Genomic DNA, 17,783 nt, shown 5'->3' with positions numbered 1-17,783 from the left:
GCCGCCTACGCTCCGGCGGCGAGCTCGCGGGCGCGGGCCAGGGCGGCGTCGGTCGCGCGGGCGAACAGGTCGGGGAGGTCCGCCTCCTGGAGCACCGCGATGGCGCGCTCGGTCGTGCCGTTGGGGCTCGTGACGCGCCTCCTGAGCTCGGCCGGCTCCTCCCCGGAGGAGACGAGCAGCTCGGCCGCGCCGAGGAAGGTCCCGTTCACGAGCGCGGCCGCCTGCTCGGGCGTGAACCCCTTGCGGACCGCCGCGTCGGTGAGCGCCTCGATCAGGAGGAAGACGTACGCGGGCCCCGAGCCGGAGATGGTGCTGAGAGCGTCCAGCTGCGACTCCGGCACCTCCACGACCTCGCCGACCGTCTCGAAGAGCGTGCGGACGAGGGCCAGGTCCTCGGGCTCCGAGCGGAGGCCGGGGCTGATGCCGGTGACGGCACGGCCGACGACCGCCGGGGTGTTGGGCATCGAGCGCACCACCGCGACCGAGTCCGGGAGGAGCGACTCGAACGTCGCCGTCGTCACGCCCGCTGCGACGCTGACCACGACGGCCCCAGGCTGGAGGGAGTCGGCGATCTCGGTCAGGAGGCCGGGCACCATGCCGGGCTTCACCGCGACGATGACGAGCCGAGCGCCCTCGACGGCGCGACGGTTGGCGTCGGGGTCGGACGCCGTGGCGTAGGCCGTGACGCCGGGGAGTCCGGCGAGCTCGGCCGCACGCTCCTCCGACCGGTTCGTGACCCGGATGCCGCCCGACACCGAGACGGTCGGCTCGAGCAGCCCGCTGAGGATGGCACGGCCCATCGAGCCGGCACCGAGCATCGCGATGGTGGGGAGGGTCGCCTGCGCGTCGTCCATGGGGCCATCCTAGGATGAGGACCATGAGCGCATCCGGTGGCACCCGAGCGATCGTGGCGGCCCTCGCGGCCAACCTCGGCATCGCCCTCACCAAGTTCATCGCGTGGGCTTTCTCCGGCTCGTCCTCGATGCTGGCGGAGGGCGTGCACTCGGTCGCCGATTCGGGCAACCAGCTGCTCCTCCTGCTCGGCGGCCGCCGATCGCGCCGCCGCGCCGACCGTTCGCACCCGTTCGGCTACGGGCGCGAGCGCTACGTGTACGCGTTCGTCGTCTCGATCATCTTGTTCTCGGTCGGCGGCGTGTTCTCGGTCTACGAGGGCATCGAGAAGCTGACGCACCCGCATCCGCTCGAGAACGCCTGGCTGCCCATCCTGGTGCTCATCATCGCGATCGGCCTCGAGTCGTTCTCGCTCCGCACGGCGATGAAGGAATCCGGCCCGCAGCGGAACGGGCTCTCGTGGGTGCAGTTCGTGCGCCGCGCCAAGGCCCCTGAGCTCCCGGTCGTACTCCTGGAGGATGTGGCCGCGCTGACCGGCCTGGTCTTCGCCTTCATCGGGGTCGGGCTGACCATCGTCACGGGAAACCCCGCCTGGGACGGCATCGGCACGCTCCTCATCGGCGCGCTCCTGGTCGCGGTCGCCATCGTCCTCGGGATCGAGACGAAGAGCCTCCTCGTCGGCGAAGGTGCGAGCGAGGCCGACGAGGAGGCGATCGCGAAGGCGGTGCTCGCCGGCGGGGAGGCGGAGCGCATCATCCACATGAAGACCCTCTACCTGGGCCCGGACGAGCTGCTCGTCGGAGCCAAGCTCGCCTTCGCGGGCGAGCACCGGCTGGCCGATGTGGCGGGCGCGATCGATGCGGTCGAGCGGCGCATCCGCGACGCCGTGCCGATCGCGCGCGTCATCTACATCGAGCCCGATGTCTGGGTCGACCCCGCCGAGCAGCACCCGACCACCGACACCATCGTCATCAAAGGACTCGAGTGACCCGCACCGCCCTGATCCTCCAGCACGACCCGAGCATCCACGTCGGCAACATCGGCCCGACGCTCGAGGCTCACGGCTACGAGCTCCGCGTGGTCGACGTGACCACCGAGGACGTCTCGGCGATCGACCCGGCCGAGGCCGAGCTCGTCGTCGTGCTGGGCGGCGAGATGGGCGCTTATCAGACGGAGGAGTACCCGTTCCTCGCCGCCGAGCAGCAGCTCATCCGTTCTCGGATCGACGCCGAACGGCCGACGCTCGGGGTCTGCCTCGGCGCGCAGCTCATGGCGGGCGCGCTGGGCGAGCGAGTGTACCGCGGCGACACCATGCAGATCGGGTTCCGTCGGGTCGAGCCGACCGAGGCCGGTGCCGACTCCCCCCTCCGGCACTTCGCCGGGGTACCCGTGGTCGAGTGGCACGGCGATACGTTCGAGCTGCCGGAGCGTGCGGTCCGCCTCGCCTCCTCGAGCGACTACTCCAACGAGGCCTTCGCGATCGGCGACTTCGCGCTTGCGGTTCAGTTCCACCCCGAAGTCACCGACGAGATGCACGAGGCGTGGGTCGCCGACGGCTACAACGAGCTGGACGAGCTCGCCATCGACCCCGACGCGCTGCGCCGCGACCGCGAGCTGTACTCGGCGCGCATGCAGGAGGCGTCGCGAGCGGCCTTCTCGGAGTGGCTGGAGCGCCTCCCGGACTGACGCGCGCCGCGCCTCCCCACCGACCGCGCTCAGCGCTTGGCGCGGAAGAAGTCGAGCAGCAACTCGGCGCAGTCCTCCGCGAGGACGCCGGGGTACACCTCGACCTGATGGTTCAGCCGCCGGTCGCGGAGCACGTCGTACACCGAGCCTCCCGCACCCGCCTTCTCGTCCCACGCCCCGAAGACGACGACGGGGAGGCGCGCAGCGAGCACCGCGCCCGCGCACATCACGCAGGGTTCCAGCGTGACGACCAGCGTGCAGCCCTCGAGGTGCCAGTCGGACCGGGAGGCCGCAGCGTCGCGCAGTGCGAGGACCTCAGCGTGCGCCGTGGGGTCGTTCCGCAGCTCTCGCTCGTTGCGCCCGGTGCCGATCACCTCGCCGCGCTCGTCGATCACGAGGGCCGCGACCGGCACGTCGCCGGTGCCGAAGGCGAGCCGGGCGTCGGCGATGGCGCTCCGCATCCACCGCTCGTAGGCGTCGGGCACGGGCAGGCTCACGGGACCTCCACGGAAGGATGTTCGGATAGCCTTGAGCCTATGCGAGTGCACGTTGCGGACCACCCTCTCATCACGCACAAGCTGACCGTGCTCCGAGACAAGCGCACCCCGTCGCCGGTGTTCCGGCAGCTCACCGATGAGCTCGTCACGCTGCTCGCCTACGAGGCCACCCGCGATGTCCGCGTCGAGCCGGTCGGGATCGAGACGCCCGTCACGGCCACGACCGGTCTCGCTTTGAGCGAGCCGCGTCCGCTCGTCGTCCCCATCCTCCGCGCCGGGCTCGGCATGCTCGAGGGCATGGTCCGGCTCATGCCGACCGCCGAGGTCGGCTTCCTCGGCATGGTCCGCAACGAGGAGACGCTGCAGCCGACGACGTACGCGGAGCGCCTCCCGACCGACCTGTCCGACCGGCAGTGCTTCGTCCTCGACCCGATGCTGGCGACGGGAGGCTCGCTCGGCGCCGCCATCGAGTTCCTGTTCCAGCGCAACGCGGTCGACGTGACCGCGATCTGCCTCCTCGCCGCCCCCGAGGGCCTGGAGGCGCTCGAGAAGGCCACCGAGGGCCGCAACGTCACCATCGTGCTGGGCGCCCTCGACGAGCGCCTCAACGAGAACGGCTACATCGTCCCGGGCCTCGGCGACGCCGGCGATCGCCTCTACGGAACCGTCTGAAACATTCCGTCACGATTTGACACGGCGAGTCACGGTCCGTTTTACTTTTTGACATGACTCTCTACTCGCGTACCTTGACCTCCTTCGAGGCTCTGGGGAATGCCGGCATGATGATGGCCGGCTGCGAGTCCATGTGCCGAATGTGTCGCTGATCTGACGACCCTTCGCTGAGCCGAAGCCCACGACGCGACCGACGTCGTCCGGGCAGCGAGCTCCCCGGGAGCGCCACACCCACGCACCCGAGCACCGGCCCCTTCTGAACAGGGCCGACAACACCCATCCCGCGAATCCGCTAAACCGGCGACACCGCTCCTCCCCGCTGCTGAGACGGTGGCATCGCCGTACCGGGATCCGCGAAGCATCATCATCACGAAGGACCTCCCTCCCATGTCTCTCGCCACCATCGACGCCCCCTACGCCACCACCGCCGCCGCCGCCCGTCGCTCCACCTCGCCGCTCCGCGCCGCCGCCCCGGCCGAGACGGAGAGCGCCGCCGTCTCCTCCGCGCCCCGCATCCGCGCCGTGCCCGAAGGCACCGAGGCCCGCGGCTTCGTGCTCTACGTCGGCATCGACGAGGCGAAGGCCGCCGCCGACGGCACCGACCTCGGCCGCATCGTGGAGGCGCTCAAGCGGCTGACCGCCGAGCTCGCCCCCTCCGCTGAGACCTACGCCGCGGTGGCGCTCGCCCCCGCCGGGGCCGGCGGCCGCGACGTCGACGTCGTGCGCCTCGCCCTGCAGGACCCGGCCGCCATCGCCAAGCACCGCCACGCGACCGTCGTCGATGAGGACGAGGACCGCGCCGCCTCCGGCGTCGTCGTCGACATCTCGCGCAAGCGCCTGGTGCTCGACAACCAGACCGTCGCGCTGACGTACAAGGAGTTCGAGCTCCTGCAGTACCTGGTGCTGCGCGAAGGCCGCACGATCGAGCGCTCCGAGCTGATCGCCTCCCTGTGGAGCAGCGCCGACGAGGAGGACGTCCCCAACGAGCGGACCATCGACGTGCACGTCCGCCGCCTCCGGTCGAAGCTCGGCCGCTACGAGGACATCGTGCGCACCGTCCGTGGCGTCGGGTACCGGTTCGACCGGCACGCCGACGTCTCGATCCGCTACGCGAGCGCCCCCTCCCCCGACCTGTTCTGAGGCGGGGCGGCGGGCTCGCTCCGCGCGCCTCGCTCCGCGCGCCTCCGCCCCCTCCATCGAGTCCCCTCAGAGTGCACGAATCCCGGCCCCGTACGCGCACTCTCAGGGGACTCGATCGCGGGGGCGCACCCGCCGACAACGAGTCCCCCAAGAGTTCACGGAATCGCCCCCAGCGCGCGCACTCTGAGGGGACTCGATCGCGAGGGGCGCACGCGCCGATAACGAGTTCCCCGAGAGTGCACGAAATCACCTCCGGAACGCACACTCTGAGGGAACTCGATCGCGGGGGGCGCACGCGCTGACAACGAGTTCCCCGAGAGTGCACGAAATCACCTCCGGAACGCACACTCTGAGGGGACTCGATCGCGGGGGGCGCACGCGCCGATAACGAGTTCCCCGAGAGTGCACGAAATCACCTCCGGGACGCGCACTCTGAGGGGACTCGATCGCGGGGGCGGGGGCGCGAGAGGGGCGGGGGCGCGAGAGGGGCGGAGGGTAGCGAGCAAGGGCTTCTCCGAGGCTGGCGTGGAGGGGGTGCGCACCGCCGGCGTTAGCATGGGGAGGGCCCTCGGTGACTGTTGACGCAGGCTCCGCTTCGGCGGGGCGTCGAAGGTCTTGATGGCCGGGGAGTTGCCGCTCTCCGGCCATCCTCGTGTGCGCATGCGGCTCGGATCCGCACGGGGGCCGGCCGCGGCCGCCTGACCGCGAGCGACGCGGGGCACCCGCTGGGGCGCCGACGATAACCGGCCCGAGGCGATAGCCGACCCAAGAAACCCGCGCCGGCACGCACGCACGTGCGCCTCGGCCTTCCTGGTCTCGCGGCTCGCGGCACTCGCGGCACTCGCGCCACGACATCCCTGGCGTCCCACCAACGCTCCACCGGCACGCACGAATGCGGCAATTCCGCATCGCCTGTTGTTTTGTGTTGCTTCATGTTGTATTGTTTGGGAATCTTCCGACGAAGGGAACCGCGGTGTACGCAATGGAGCGGCAGGAGCTCATCGAACGCATCCTCCTCAGCGAGGGCCGCGTGGCGGTGGTCGAGCTCTCCGAGCGGTTCGGCGTCACGACCGAGACCGTGCGCCGCGATCTGGACGCACTCGAGCGAGCCGGTGCGCTGCGCCGGGTCCACGGCGGCGCGGTCGCCATCGAGCGCGGCAGCACGACCGAGCCGTCCATCCTCGAGCGCACCAGTCTCCGTGCCGGTTCGAAGGAGCGCATCGCGGTCCGGGCGCTCGACGCGCTCGGCGAATCGTTCCGCGGCTCCCTCTTCCTCGATGCCGGCACGACCACGGCAGCCGTCGCCTCCCTGCTCCCGGCCCGGCTGGTCGCGCTCGACGGGGAGGCGGAGGTCGTCACGCACTCGCTGACCCTGGCGCCCGCCCTCGCCTCGGCCGAACGGATCTCGCTGTCGGTGGTCGGTGGCAGGATCCGCGGGGTCACCGCCGCCGCGGTCGGCGCCTCCACCGTCCGCACCATCGAGTCGCTCCGCCCCGACGTGGCCTTCGTCGGCGTCAACGGCCTCTCCGCCGGCTTCGGCGCCAGCACGCCCGACCCGGACGAGGCGGCGGTCAAGGAGGCGATCGTGCGCTCCGCGCGGCGAGTCGTCGTGGTCGCCGACGCGAGCAAGTTCGGGCAGGAGTCGCTCGTCTCGTTCTGTGGGCTCGACGCGGTCGACGTCCTCGTGACCGACGAGAAGCCGGACGCCGAGCTCGCTGCCGCCCTCGAGGCGGCCGGGACGGAGGTGTGGACCGCATGATCGTCACCCTGACGGCCAACCCGTCGCTCGACCGGGCCATCGCCCTCGATGCCCCGCTCCAGCCCGGAAGCGTGCAGTCCGCTCTGGTCTCGCGCGAGGACGCGGGCGGCAAGGGCATCAACGTGGCGCGCGCCGTCCAGGCCGCCGGAGTCGACGCCGTCGCCGTGCTGCCCCTCGCCGCGGACGACCCGTTCGGCGCGGCCCTGCTCGCCACCCGGGTGCGCAGCCGGACGGTGCCGATCACCGGCCACGCTCGCGCCAATCTCACCATCACCGATCCGGACGGCGTCACGACCAAGCTCAACCTCCCGGGCGCCTCCCTCAGCGAGGCGGACGCCGACGCGCTCGTCGCCGCCGTCGTGGAGGCGAGCGAGGGCGCTCGCTGGCTCGTCCTGGCAGGGTCGCTGCCGCCGGGCGTCGGCGACGACTTCTACGTCGCCGTCATCCGCGCCGTGCGGGCCCGCTGGGGCTCGTCGGCTCCGCTCATCGCGGTCGACACCTCCGGGGAGGCGCTGCGCGCGGTCGTCGAGCACGGTCACCCCGATCTCATCAAGCCCAACGACGACGAGCTCGCCGAGCTCACCGGCACCGCCTTCGATCCCGAGGAAGACCTGGGCCGCGCCGTGCTGGGAGTGGCCCGCCGGCTCGTCCCCGAGTGCGTCGGAGCGGCCCTGGTCACGCTGGGCGCGCGCGGCTCGGTACTGGTGACGCCCGACGAGGGCTACATCGCCCCCGCGCCCGTGATACGTGTGCGGAGCACCGTCGGTGCAGGCGACAGCTCGCTCGCCGGCTACCTGCTCGCCGACGTCGCCGGCGAGCAGGCGCCCGACCGGCTCCTCTCCGCCATCCGCTACGGCTCTGCCGCCGCAGCGCTCCCCGGCACCCAGCCGCCCCGCCCTTCCGATCTGCCGGACGTCGACCTCCGCGTCGCCGCCCTGCACGCCTGACCCGCGACCGCCCGCACACCCGGCGCGCGGAACCGAACCACCTGAACAGCCCCGACACCTGAAACCGTATGGAGGAAACCGTGTCATCGAAGACCATCACTCCCGAGCTCGTGAGCCTCGACGTCGGCCTCGGCGACGACAAGAGCGCGGTCATCCGCGACCTCGCCGCCCGCGTCGCCGCGCAGGGCCGGGCGAACGACCCGGAGGCCCTGTACGCCGACGCCTGGGCCCGCGAGCAGAAGGACGAGACGGGCCTCCCCGGCGGCATCGCCATCCCGCACGCCAAGAGCGCCGCGGTGACGCAGCCGTCGCTGGCGTTCGCCCGCCTCACCCCCGGCGTCGACTTCGGCGCCCCGGACGGCCCCGCCGACCTCGTGTTCCTCATCGCCGCCCCCGACAACGCGGCCGAGACCCACCTGGCTATGCTGTCGAAGCTCGCCCGGAGCCTCATGCGGGAGGAGTTCACCGACGGGCTCCGGTCCGCCCGGACCGCCGCGGACGTCGTCGCTCTCGTCGACGAGGCGATCGGCGAGGGCGAGGCCGCTCAGCAGGCACCGGCGGCCTCCGCCGCGTCGGAGGCTCCCGCGCCCGCGCCCAGCGCCTCCCCCGGCGACGCCTACCTGATCGACGGGCGCCCGGCGCGGATCGTGGCCGTGACCTCCTGCGCGACCGGCATCGCCCACACCTTCATGGCAGCCGACGCGCTCACCGCCGCGGGCGCCAAGGCGGGCGTCGACCTCATCGTCGAGCCCCAGGGCTCGAGCGGCTACCAGGCGCTCCCGCAGAGCGTCCTCGACGAGGCCGACGCCGTGATCTTCGCGAACGACGTCGACGTGCGCGAGGAGGCGCGGTTCGCCGGCAAGCCGGTCGTGCGGTCCGGCGTCAAGCGCGGCATCGAGCAGCCCGACCGCCTCATCACCGAGGCGATCGCCGCCGCGAAGGACCCGAACGGCCCGCGCGTCACCGCGACCGCGGCCCAGGGAGGGACGACCCAGCCGCAGCAGCTGTCGTGGGGGCGCAACCTCCAGCGCATCTTCCTGACGGGCGTCAGCTACATGATCCCGTTCGTCGCGGGCGGCGGTCTCCTCATCGCGATCAGCTTCCTGCCCTTCCTCGGCGGCTACGGCATCGCCCTCGCGCACGGCTCGTCGGGCGTCAACAACGCGGTGTACACGCTCCAGCACTACGCCATCTGGAATCTGCCTCCGGAGGGGCTCGGCTACTATCTCGGGGCCATCGCCTTCGAGATCGGCAGCGTCAGCCTCGGATTCCTCGTACCCGCCCTGTCCGGTTACATCGCATTCGCGATCGCCGACCGGCCGGGTATCGCGCCGGGATTCGTGGCCGGCGCCATCGCGGTCTTCATGAACGCGGGCTTCCTCGGCGGCCTCATCGGCGGCCTCCTGGCCGGTTACGCGGCGTACCTCATCGGCAAGCCGGCCGTGCCCCGCTGGCTGCGCGGCCTGATGCCGGTGGTGATCATCCCGCTCGGAGCCTCCATCATCGCCTCGGGGTTGATGCTGCTCATCCTGGGCGCCCCGATCGCCTGGCTGATGACCCAGCTGACCGCCTTCCTCAACGGCTTGAGCGGTGCCGGAGCCATCGTCCTCGGCATCATCCTCGGCCTGATGATGTGCTTCGACCTCGGCGGCCCCGTCAACAAGGTGGCCTACGCGTTCGCCGTCGCCGGTCTCGCCCAGCAGACCGACGCCTCGTTCCAGGTGATGGCGGCGGTCATGGCGGCCGGGATGGTCCCCCCGCTCGGCATGGCCCTCGCCTCCACCGTGCTGTACCGTCGCGGGTTCACGCAGGTCGAGCGCGAGAACGGCGCGGCCGCCTGGCTTCTGGGAGCCTCCTTCATCTCGGAGGGCGCCATCCCGTTCGCCGCGGCCGACCCGCTGCGCGTCATCCCCGCCAACCTGGTGGGAGGCGCCGTCACGGGCGCTCTCGCCATGGCGTTCCACGTCCAGTCCCGCGCTCCGCACGGCGGCATCTTCGTCTTCTTCGCCATCGACCCGATCTGGGGCTTCCTGATCGCCCTGGTCGCGGGGGTCGTCGTGACGGCGGTGATCGTCGTCGCGCTCAAGCGGTTCGGGACCCGGACCGAGCGGGTCGAGACGAAGGACGCGACCGCTGCCGTCCCCGAGCCGGTCGCGGCCTGACCCGGCACGAAGAAGGAAAGAGGATCGACATGACCGAACGCACGGCGACCGTGGGCAGCGCCTCCGGGCTCCACGCACGACCCGCGAAGCTCTTCGTCCAGGCGGTGCAGGAGACCGGGATCCCGGTCACCATCGCCGTCGGCGACGGGCCCGACCTGAACGCCGGCAGCATCCTGTCGCTCATGGGGCTCGCCGCCAACAAGGGCACCGTCGTGACCCTGAGGTCCGAGGCTCCCGGGGCGGAGGCGGCCCTCGACGGACTGGTCTCGCTCCTCGAGCGCGACCTCGACGCCGAGTAGCGACTCCGAGACCGCACAGGGGCGCATAGCGAACTCGCAGAAAAAATAACGGATTGGTAACTAGCGCCCGTTACCACTTCGTTATACAGTTCAAGAGCAATGGTTGTTTGCTGTGGCAGCCATCGCGGAATGTGATTGCAGGACACTCTTGGTGCAAGGGAGAGGGCCGGCCGCTAGCCTCTGCGGCCGGCCCTCAATCTTTTAACCGCCTCCCCGGGCACACCAGGCGACGTGATCGCTCCGCGAATCCCGCGCCGCCTGCCGTGGTAGCACGGATGCCCGTGTCGGACGATGATGAGAAGATGCGAATGCATTGAGGTCCGTCCCCGGGAGGCACCATGGCTGAGAGCGCGACCGCCGCGCCCGCCAAGCACACGCGCACGAGTGCGGTCACCGCCTGGGAGTCGCTGTTCCGCGCCCAGGTCGCCGTGATGCGCACGCTGGCGGCAGAGTTCCCCACCCGCGACATCTCCTTCAACGAGTACGACGTGCTCTTCAACCTGTCGCGGCAGCCCGACCGGCGCCTGCGGCTGCGAGACCTGAACAAGCACGTCCTGCTCACCCAGCCGAGCGTGAGCCGGCTCGTCGACCGGCTCGTCGCCCAGGGCCTCGTGGCGAAATGCCCGGAGCCGTCGGACGCTCGCGGCGCGGTGATCCAGCTCACCGACAAGGGGTTCGAGATGTTCCGCCGAGTGGCGGTCGAGCACACCCGCACCATCTCGGAGCGGGTCGGCACCAAGCTCTCCCCCGAGGAGCTCGAGACGCTCGCGCGGCTGTGCGACAAGCTGCGCGACGGCGCCTGATTACTCTGTGAACGGACTCTCCACAACCCGGGCCGCGCGAGCGGGGTGCACTCACCTCCTCCGCGTATCATGGCGCGCATGACTCCCGAGAGACGCAGCAGATGGAAGTGGGCACCTGCCCTCCTCGGGTTCGTGGCGCTGAGCGGCGTCGCCGGCCTGCTGGCCGCCGCCGCCGTCACTCCGGCGGTCGCACTGACCGGGTCGGCCGCCGATTCCACGATCAGCGTCTTCGACAGCCTCCCGGAGTACGTCAAGGTGGAGCCGCTCGCGCAGGCCTCGACGATGTACGCCCTCACCGGCGGCCAGTGGGCGCCGATCGCGACGTTCTACTCGCAGAACCGCATCGAGGTCGGCTGGGACCAGATCTCGCAGAACCTCAAAGACGCCGCTGTAGCCACCGAGGACCCCCGCTTCTACGAGCACGGCGGCGTCGACGTCACGGGCACCATCCGCGGCGCTGTCCTCACGGCCCTGCACAAGTCGGTGCAGGGAGGCTCGTCGATCACGCAGCAGTACGTCAAGAACATCCTCGTGCAGCGCTGCGAGAGCAAGCAGCCCGACCCGACCGCCTCGGCCGCCGTCCAGAAGAAGCAGCTCACGGCCTACGAGTCCTGCTACAACGACGCGACCAAGGTCGACCCCTCCCGCAAGCTCAAGGAGATGCGGTACGCGATCGGGCTCGAGAAGGAGTACTCGAAGAACCAGATCCTGCAGAGCTACCTCAACATCGCGCTCTTCGGCGGGCGCGTCTACGGGGTGCAGTCGGCCGCCGAGTACTACTTCGGCGTCTCCGCGCAGCAGGTGAACCTCCAGCAGGCCGCGACCCTGGTCGCGATCCTCAACAATCCCGACAACCTGCGCATCGACCGGCCGAACAGCAAGGACAACGGGGCGGCGAACGGCTATCAGGCGACTCTGAACCGCCGCAACTACGTGCTCGACCGGATGCTCGTCAACGGCAAGATCACCAAGGCCGAGCACGATGAGGCCAAGAAGACGAAGATCGAGCCGCACATCAGCACGATGCAGAACGGCTGCATGACGGCGCAGCAGTTCAACGCGGCCTTCTTCTGCGACTACGTCGAACGCCAGATCGAGCAGAACCCGATCTTCGGCAAGACCGAGGACGACCGCAGCGGCTTCCTGACCCGTGGCGGCCTCAAGATCTACACGTCGCTGAACCTCGACCTCCAGGGCGCAGCGCAGCAGGCCCTCAGCAGTTACATCCCGCCGACGAGCCCCAACCTCGACCTCGGCTCGTCCAACGTGTCGGTCGAGGTCGGCACCGGCCGCATCGTGACGATGGTGCAGAACCGCCCGTACGACAACACGGCCGATCCGGCCCCCGGCACGACGGCGGTCAACTACAACACCGACTACAACGACGGCGGTTCGGAGGGCTTCCAGACCGGATCGTCGTACAAGGCCTTCGACCTGCTCGAGTGGCTCCAGGAGGGCCACTCCCTCTATGAGACGGTCAACGGCACCCAGCACCTGTTCCCGCAGAGTGCGTTCCACGAGAGCAACCCGTGCAACGACATCGGCGGCGCACCGTGGTCCGTCGCGAACGACGAGGGCGAGTCGGTGACGGCGACGACCGTCATGAACGCGACCGCCGCCTCCATCAACTCGATCTTCGCGAAGATGGCGACCATGATCGACCTCTGCGGCATCAAGGAACGCGCGCAGGATCTCCTCGTCCACGGCGCCGATGAGGCCACGAACCGCTACATGGCGAACCCCTCCTCCGTGCTCGGCACGAACTACATCGCGCCGATCACGATGGCGACGGCGTACGCCGGCCTCGCCAACAACGGCGTCGCGTGCAGCCCGGTCGCGATCGACCGGATCATCCAGTCGGACGGCACCGATCACCCGGTCCCGAAGAGCGTGTGCTCGAGCACGCCGATCGACCCGGGCATCGCGGCGGCCGCGATCTACGCGCTCCAGGGCGTGCTGCGCGGCGGCGGGACGGCGGCGTCGGCCAACCCCGGTGACGGCGTCCCGATCTTCGGCAAGACCGGAACGACCGACAACTCGATCGAGAACTGGCTCGTCACCTCCACGACCCGGATCGCGCAGGCGACGTGGGTCGGCAACATCTCCGGCCAGGTCGCCCTTCGCAGCCAGCAGTTCCAGGGTGTCGGCGGCGGCGACGTGAAGTTCGCGATCGTGAAGCGCATCCAGACCGCGCTCGACGGCATCTACGGAGGTGCGGCCTTCCCGGCGCCGCCCGCCAAGTACATCAACGCGCCCGCGGCCAAAGCACCCACCCCGGCCGCGCCCGCGCCCGCACCGGGGGCTCCGACGAACCCGGCTCCCCCGGCACCCGGCGGCAACGCCGGCCAGGGCAAGGGTAACGGCAAGGGCAACGGCTGATCGCCTGAAAGCTCGCGCAGGCTCCGAAACTACTAGTCCCGCGGGAGATACCCGAAGCTATCGTTATCGCTATGGGACGCACACCCGATCCGAATCGCAAGCCCGAGCTGCTGGCCCGAATCATGGACCACGTGGCCACGGAGCCGCTTTCCCGTATGACGTTCCGGAGTCTGGCCAGCGCGCTGGGCGTCAGCACCTACTCGTTCGTCTACCATTTCGGCTCGCGGCAGGAGATGATCGACGCGATCCTCGAGGAGGGGGTGCGCCAGCAGTCCCAGTCGCTCGAGGGCGTCGACGTCACGTCCTTCTCGCCGGAGCAGTTCCACGACTGGTACCGGGAGGCGTTCCGGCACTCGCTCCGCGACAACAACCGGACGGCCCTGCGCCTGCAGTTCGAGGCGGGCGTGCTCGAGCCGATCGACCCCGACATCGGCAAGCGCATCACGACCGCCTTCATCGCCTGGCGCGACCTCGTCAAGACCTGGATCAAGAAGCAGGGCGTCGACACGCGGAGAGCCGGGGTGCTCGCCCACTGGCTCGTGGACAGCGCCGCCGGACTCCACTTCGGCTATCTGCTGAGCGGCGACCGGAACGGCACGGTCGCAGCCTTCGACGTCTTCCTCGGGGCCTTCCTCACCGAGGTGCGGCAGAGCGCGGCGCTGGAGCCCAAGGCGCAGACCGCTAAGGCCGGTTAGCCCCGGCGGCCTGCCTCTCGGCGACGGCTTTCACGCCCGCGAGCATGGCCGCCCAGTTGTCCTGCGAGTGCTGCGCCGCCTCACGGGTGGGGTTGTTGTCCTGGTCGAGCGTCACGTGCGTCCCCTCCGGCGTCTCGTCCAGCTCGAAGTGGAGGCCGTGATAGTTCTCGGGCACGTCCGGCTGGCCGGTCAGCGGGCTGAAGTGGGTGAGCACCAGCCGCCACGGCTCCTCGCGATCGTCGAGTTCGAGAACCCGGCCGTGGTCCTCGAAGGTGCGTCCCTCCCACTCGCCTCGCCACACGATGCGCGAGCCGAGGCGCCACTCCGACTCGATCTCGGCGCCGAACATGATCTCCGGATGCGAGCCGTTCGACGTGAGGAGGTTCCACACGATGCGCCGCGGCGCCCGCACGTCGACCTCGGCTCGCGCGACGAAATTCCCCATGACAGCCTCCCCGGTTCGTGCCAGCAATCACACACCCGCGGGGCGGTGTGCGCAAGAGCGGTTCGCGTCAGCGCGCGAGAACGACCGCCTCCCACGGAGCGAGTTCGCCCCACACCGACGCGGCGCCGGCGGGTCCGCTGCGCAGCACCGGTTCGGCGGAGTCCCACCCGGGGAGGGACTTCGTGTCGAAGCGCACGGGCTCGCTGCTGACGTTGGCGAGCACCAGGAGGGACCGCTCACCGAGGCTGCGCGTATACCCGAAGATCGCCGGGTGCTCCGGCAGCACGAGCTCGTAATCGCCGACGGCGACGACCTCGGAGGCGTGACGGAGGGCGATCAGCCTGCGATAGTGCGAGAACACCGACTCGGGGTCCTCGCGCTGGTCTGCCGCGTTGATGGAGGTGTGGTTCGGGTTGGGTGCGATCCACGGCGTCCCGGAACTGAACCCGGCGTTCGGGCCGGCCGACCACTGCATGGGCGTGCGCGCGTTGTCGCGGCTCGTCCGCCGCAGCGCCGCCAGCACCTCGTCCGCCGGCTCGCCGAGCAGGTCCACCGCCTCCGCGTAGTGGTTGAGGGACTCGATGTCGCGGAAGTCGTCGATCGAGTCGAACGGCACATTCGTCATGCCGAGCTCCTCGCCCTGGTAGACGTACGGGGTGCCGCGCATGAGGTGCAGCACCGTGCCGAGCGCCTTCGCCGACGCAGCGCGGAACTCCGGCCGGTCGTCGCCGAAACGGCTGACGACCCGCGGCTGGTCGTGGTTGTTCCAGTAGAGGCTGTTCCAGCCGCGCTCGGCCAGTCCCTCCTGCCATCGCGTGAGGTTCTGCTTGAGGTCGACGACCGTGATCGGCCGGTGGTCCCACTTGCCGCCCGGACCGTGGTCGAGGTCGACGTGCTCGAACTGGAACACCATGTCGACCTCGGCGTTCGCCGGGTCGGTGAAGCGCTGGGCGTGCTCGATGGTCACGCCGGGCATCTCGCCGACCGTCAGATAGCGGTCGTCGCGCCCGCCGAACACGCGCTCGTGCATCTCGTGGAGGAACTCGTGGATCCGCGGTCCGTCGGCGACCATCGGGTGCGGCGACGCGTACAGCGCACCGGGCTGCACCGGGCCGTCCGGGAGGGACGTGTCCTTCGAGATGAAGTTGATGACGTCCATCCGGAACCCGTCGACGCCGCGGTCGAGCCACCAGTTCATCATGTCGTAGACGGCGTCGCGGACCTCCGGGTTCCCCCAGTTGAGGTCCGGCTGCTTTCGCGAGAACAGGTGGAGGAAGTACTCGCCCGTCGTGGGATCGAGCTGCCAGGCGGGCCCCGAGAACGACGATCCCCAGTTGTTGGGCTCCGCTCCGGCCTCGCCCGGACGCTTGCCGTCGCGGGGCGGACGCCACCAGTACCAGTCGCGCTTCGGGCTGTCGAGCGAGGCGGCCGACTCGATGAACCACGGGTGCTCGTCGGAGGTGTGGTTCACGACGAGGTCCATGACGAGCTTCATCCCGCGGGAGTGGAGGCCCTCCAGCAGCTCGTCGAAGTCGTCGAACGTGCCGAAGAGCGGGTCGATCGCGCGGTAGTCGCTGATGTCGTAGCCGTTGTCGTCGTGGGGAGACGCGTAGATGGGCGAGAGCCAGACCACGTCGACGCCGAGCTCCTCCAGGTGATCGAGGTGCTCGATGACTCCCCGGAGGTCGCCGATGCCGTCGCCGTCGCTGTCCGCGAAGCTGCGGGGATACACCTGGTACACCACGGCCGAACGCCACCACTTGTCACTCACGCGCCCACCCTACCCGGGGCGAGGCGGCCGTTCCTCCTCCGGCGCCCGGCGTCCCGGGGCTGCGCGCGGCTCGGGTACAGTGAACGGCCGGAGAGGGAGGCGCCGTTGAGCACACCGCATGACCCGGCCGAGGAGCTGGAGAACCGTCGCGAGCACCTGGGCGACGTCGGCCAGGCCGTTCAGGACTTCTCGAGCGAGCAGGAGGGCTACCACAAGGCGCTGTCGTCACGGCAGCTGCAGATGATCGCCATCGGCGGCGCGATCGGCACCGGGTTGTTCCTCGGCGCCGGCGGGCGCCTCGCCGACGGCGGCCCGCTGCTCGTGCTCGTCTATGCCGTGTGCGGCTTCTTCGCCTTCCTGGTGCTCCGCGCCCTGGGCGAGCTCGTGCTGCACCGCCCGTCCTCGGGGTCGTTCGTGTCGTACGCGCGCGAGTTCTACGGCGAGAAGATGGCCTACGTCGCCGGGTGGATGTACTTCCTCAACTGGGCGATGACCGCGATCGTCGACTCGACCGCCGTCGCCCTGTACGTGAAGTACTGGAGCCTGTTCTCGGCCGTGCCGCAGTGGCTGCTCGCCCTGATCGCCCTCATCGTCGTCGTCAGCCTCAACCTCATCTCGGTCAAGGTGTTCGGCGAGATGGAGTTCTGGTTCGCGCTCATCAAGATCGGCGCGCTCGTCGCCTTCCTGATCGTCGGGATCGTCGTCCTCGCGGCGGGATGGCCGACCGATGAGGGGCCCACGGGCGTCGCCATGCTCGCCCGGAACGGATGGCTGCTGCCCCACGGCGTCGCGACGATCGCGATGGCCGTCGTCCTGGTGCAGGGCGTCGTCTTCGCCTACGCGGGCGTCGAGCTGGTCGGCATCGCGGCCGGCGAGACGGCCGAGCCCGAGCGGATCATGCCGCGCGCCATCAACAGCGTCGTGTTCCGCATCGCGGTGTTCTACTGCGGTTCCGTGCTCCTGCTGGCGCTGCTCCTCCCGGCCAGCGCGTACAGCGGGAGCGAGAGCCCGTTCGTCACGGTCTTCAGCCACCTCGGCGGCCCGCAGCTCAGCGCGATCATCGGCTCGGTCATGAACTTCGTCGTCCTGACCGCCGCGCTGTCGAGTCTGAACGCCGGCATGTACTCGACGGGGCGCATCCTCCACTCGATGGCCACCACGGGTGCCGCGCCGCGCTTCACCGCCCGCATGAACAGCCGCGGAGTTCCCTACGGGGGCATCCTCCTCACCGCGTGCATCGGAGTCCTCGGCGTCTTCCTCAACCTGGTCGTGCCCGAGCAGGCGTTCAACATCGTGCTCAACGTCGCCTCCCTCGGGATCATCACGAGCTGGGGCATGATCGTCCTCTGCCAGATGCAGCTGCGCCGGTGGGCGCTGACCGGGCGGATGGAGCGGCCGGCGTTCCGGCTCTTCGGCGCGCCGTTCACCGCGTGGCTGACGCTCGCCTTCCTCGCCTCGGTGCTCGTGCTCATGGCGTTCGACTACCCGACCGGGACCTTCACCGTGGCCTCGCTCGTCGTCATCATCCCGCTGCTCGTGCTCGGCTGGTACGCGCAGCGCTCGCGGATCATGGCGATCGCGAAGGAGCGCGAGGGCTACACCGGAGCGCACCCGGTCGTCCCCGCACGGCGCGGGAGCAGCACGAGGAGCCGCGGAGGCGCCCGGTAGCCTGAAGG

The 17,783-nt window shown here is 70.2% G+C and carries 16 protein-coding genes; 12 read left to right on the top strand and 4 right to left on the bottom strand.

The genetic code is table 11. From position 1 onward, the window contains the following. Positions 1–5: 5 nt before the first annotated feature. Positions 6–854, bottom strand: coding sequence for a pyrroline-5-carboxylate reductase (proC, locus tag FPT20_RS01630; protein ID WP_158861945.1), 849 nt, complete (start codon positions 852–854; stop codon positions 6–8). Positions 855–877: 23 nt separating this feature from the next. Between proC and FPT20_RS01625 the strand changes: the two genes are divergently transcribed. Beyond that, positions 878–1,840, top strand: coding sequence for a cation diffusion facilitator family transporter (locus FPT20_RS01625; protein ID WP_158861943.1), 963 nt, complete (start codon positions 878–880; stop codon positions 1,838–1,840). Continuing rightward, positions 1,837–2,538, top strand: a complete 702-nt coding sequence (locus FPT20_RS01620) for a glutamine amidotransferase (RefSeq protein ID WP_158861930.1) — start codon at positions 1,837–1,839, stop codon at positions 2,536–2,538. Before FPT20_RS01625 ends, FPT20_RS01620 begins: the two co-directional genes overlap by 4 nt. A 29-nt stretch (positions 2,539–2,567) precedes the next feature. Here FPT20_RS01620 and tadA read toward each other — a convergent pair whose 3' ends face one another. Next, a complete protein-coding gene (gene tadA, locus FPT20_RS01615; RefSeq protein ID WP_158861929.1) occupies positions 2,568–3,035 on the bottom strand; it encodes a tRNA adenosine(34) deaminase TadA in 468 nt (155 codons plus the stop codon). A 39-nt stretch (positions 3,036–3,074) separates the two neighbouring features. Here tadA and upp point away from each other — a divergent pair, with 39 nt between their 5' ends. The 9 genes from upp to FPT20_RS01570 all read left to right on the top strand — a co-directional run bounded on the left by upp (position 3,075) and on the right by FPT20_RS01570 (position 13,891). Further along, on the top strand, positions 3,075–3,707 hold the full coding sequence (gene upp, locus FPT20_RS01610) for a uracil phosphoribosyltransferase (RefSeq protein ID WP_158861928.1): 633 nt from the start codon (positions 3,075–3,077) through the stop codon (positions 3,705–3,707). 387 nt (positions 3,708–4,094) lie between these two features. Then, the gene (locus FPT20_RS01605; RefSeq protein WP_158861927.1) at positions 4,095–4,847 is read left to right on the top strand and encodes a winged helix-turn-helix domain-containing protein; all 753 of its coding nucleotides are present in this window, start codon (positions 4,095–4,097) and stop codon (positions 4,845–4,847) included. A gap of 973 nt (positions 4,848–5,820) precedes the next feature. Next, positions 5,821–6,606, top strand: a complete 786-nt coding sequence (locus FPT20_RS01600) for a DeoR/GlpR family DNA-binding transcription regulator (protein WP_199245635.1) — start codon at positions 5,821–5,823, stop codon at positions 6,604–6,606. Beyond that, positions 6,603–7,553, top strand: a complete 951-nt coding sequence (locus FPT20_RS01595; protein WP_158861926.1) for a 1-phosphofructokinase — start codon at positions 6,603–6,605, stop codon at positions 7,551–7,553. The genes FPT20_RS01600 and FPT20_RS01595 overlap by 4 nt, the downstream gene beginning before the upstream one ends. A 68-nt stretch (positions 7,554–7,621) precedes the next feature. Beyond that, positions 7,622–9,715 carry a fructose-specific PTS transporter subunit EIIC gene (locus FPT20_RS01590; protein WP_199245632.1) on the top strand — a complete coding sequence of 698 codons (2,094 nt, stop codon included), beginning with the start codon at positions 7,622–7,624 and terminating at the stop codon, positions 9,713–9,715. A gap of 29 nt (positions 9,716–9,744) precedes the next feature. Further along, complete coding sequence (locus FPT20_RS01585; protein ID WP_158861924.1) at positions 9,745–10,014, top strand: HPr family phosphocarrier protein; 270 nt, start codon at positions 9,745–9,747, stop codon at positions 10,012–10,014. A 338-nt stretch (positions 10,015–10,352) separates the two neighbouring features. After that, positions 10,353–10,817: a MarR family winged helix-turn-helix transcriptional regulator gene (locus FPT20_RS01580; RefSeq protein WP_158861923.1), complete on the top strand. Its 465-nt coding sequence runs from the start codon at positions 10,353–10,355 to the stop codon at positions 10,815–10,817. Between the two features lie 78 nt (positions 10,818–10,895). Then, positions 10,896–13,196, top strand: a complete 2,301-nt coding sequence (locus FPT20_RS01575) for a transglycosylase domain-containing protein (RefSeq protein ID WP_233265348.1) — start codon at positions 10,896–10,898, stop codon at positions 13,194–13,196. A gap of 71 nt (positions 13,197–13,267) precedes the next feature. Further along, positions 13,268–13,891, top strand: coding sequence for a TetR/AcrR family transcriptional regulator (locus FPT20_RS01570; RefSeq protein ID WP_158861921.1), 624 nt, complete (start codon positions 13,268–13,270; stop codon positions 13,889–13,891). On the opposite strand, the gene FPT20_RS01565 is transcribed toward FPT20_RS01570, so the two are convergent. After that, positions 13,878–14,336 (bottom strand): SRPBCC family protein, encoded by a 459-nt coding sequence (locus FPT20_RS01565; protein ID WP_158861920.1) that lies wholly within the window; start codon positions 14,334–14,336, stop codon positions 13,878–13,880. The genes FPT20_RS01570 and FPT20_RS01565 overlap by 14 nt on opposite strands. Positions 14,337–14,403: 67 nt before the next feature. Further along, positions 14,404–16,107 (bottom strand): alpha-glucosidase, encoded by a 1,704-nt coding sequence (locus tag FPT20_RS01560; RefSeq protein ID WP_158861919.1) that lies wholly within the window; start codon positions 16,105–16,107, stop codon positions 14,404–14,406. A gap of 105 nt (positions 16,108–16,212) precedes the next feature. On the opposite strand from FPT20_RS01560, the gene FPT20_RS01555 reads away from it, so the two are divergent. After that, positions 16,213–17,775: an amino acid permease gene (locus FPT20_RS01555; RefSeq protein ID WP_158861918.1), complete on the top strand. Its 1,563-nt coding sequence runs from the start codon at positions 16,213–16,215 to the stop codon at positions 17,773–17,775. The last annotated feature ends 8 nt before the right edge of the window (positions 17,776–17,783 follow it).

It is taken from the genome of Leifsonia sp. AG29 (assembly GCF_009765225.1).
GTDB lineage: Bacteria > Actinomycetota > Actinomycetes > Actinomycetales > Microbacteriaceae > Leifsonia.
Note: the sequence above shows the minus strand (reverse complement) of the source record. Positions and strands in the feature narration are given on the sequence as shown.

What these genes read in the sequence shown, in the direction of transcription:
- proC (WP_158861945.1), bottom strand. Translation starts at nt 854, where the DNA reads ATGGACGACGCGCAGGCGACCCTCCCCACCATCGCGATGCTCGGTGCC.
- FPT20_RS01625 (WP_158861943.1), top strand. Translation starts at nt 878, where the DNA reads ATGAGCGCATCCGGTGGCACCCGAGCGATCGTGGCGGCCCTCGCGGCC.
- upp (WP_158861928.1), top strand. Translation starts at nt 3,075, where the DNA reads ATGCGAGTGCACGTTGCGGACCACCCTCTCATCACGCACAAGCTGACC.
- FPT20_RS01605 (WP_158861927.1), top strand. Translation starts at nt 4,095, where the DNA reads ATGTCTCTCGCCACCATCGACGCCCCCTACGCCACCACCGCCGCCGCC.
- FPT20_RS01595 (WP_158861926.1), top strand. Translation starts at nt 6,603, where the DNA reads ATGATCGTCACCCTGACGGCCAACCCGTCGCTCGACCGGGCCATCGCC.
- FPT20_RS01590 (WP_199245632.1), top strand. Translation starts at nt 7,622, where the DNA reads ATGGAGGAAACCGTGTCATCGAAGACCATCACTCCCGAGCTCGTGAGC.
- FPT20_RS01585 (WP_158861924.1), top strand. Translation starts at nt 9,745, where the DNA reads ATGACCGAACGCACGGCGACCGTGGGCAGCGCCTCCGGGCTCCACGCA.
- FPT20_RS01580 (WP_158861923.1), top strand. Translation starts at nt 10,353, where the DNA reads ATGGCTGAGAGCGCGACCGCCGCGCCCGCCAAGCACACGCGCACGAGT.
- FPT20_RS01575 (WP_233265348.1), top strand. Translation starts at nt 10,896, where the DNA reads ATGACTCCCGAGAGACGCAGCAGATGGAAGTGGGCACCTGCCCTCCTC.
- FPT20_RS01570 (WP_158861921.1), top strand. Translation starts at nt 13,268, where the DNA reads ATGGGACGCACACCCGATCCGAATCGCAAGCCCGAGCTGCTGGCCCGA.
- FPT20_RS01565 (WP_158861920.1), bottom strand. Translation starts at nt 14,336, where the DNA reads ATGGGGAATTTCGTCGCGCGAGCCGAGGTCGACGTGCGGGCGCCGCGG.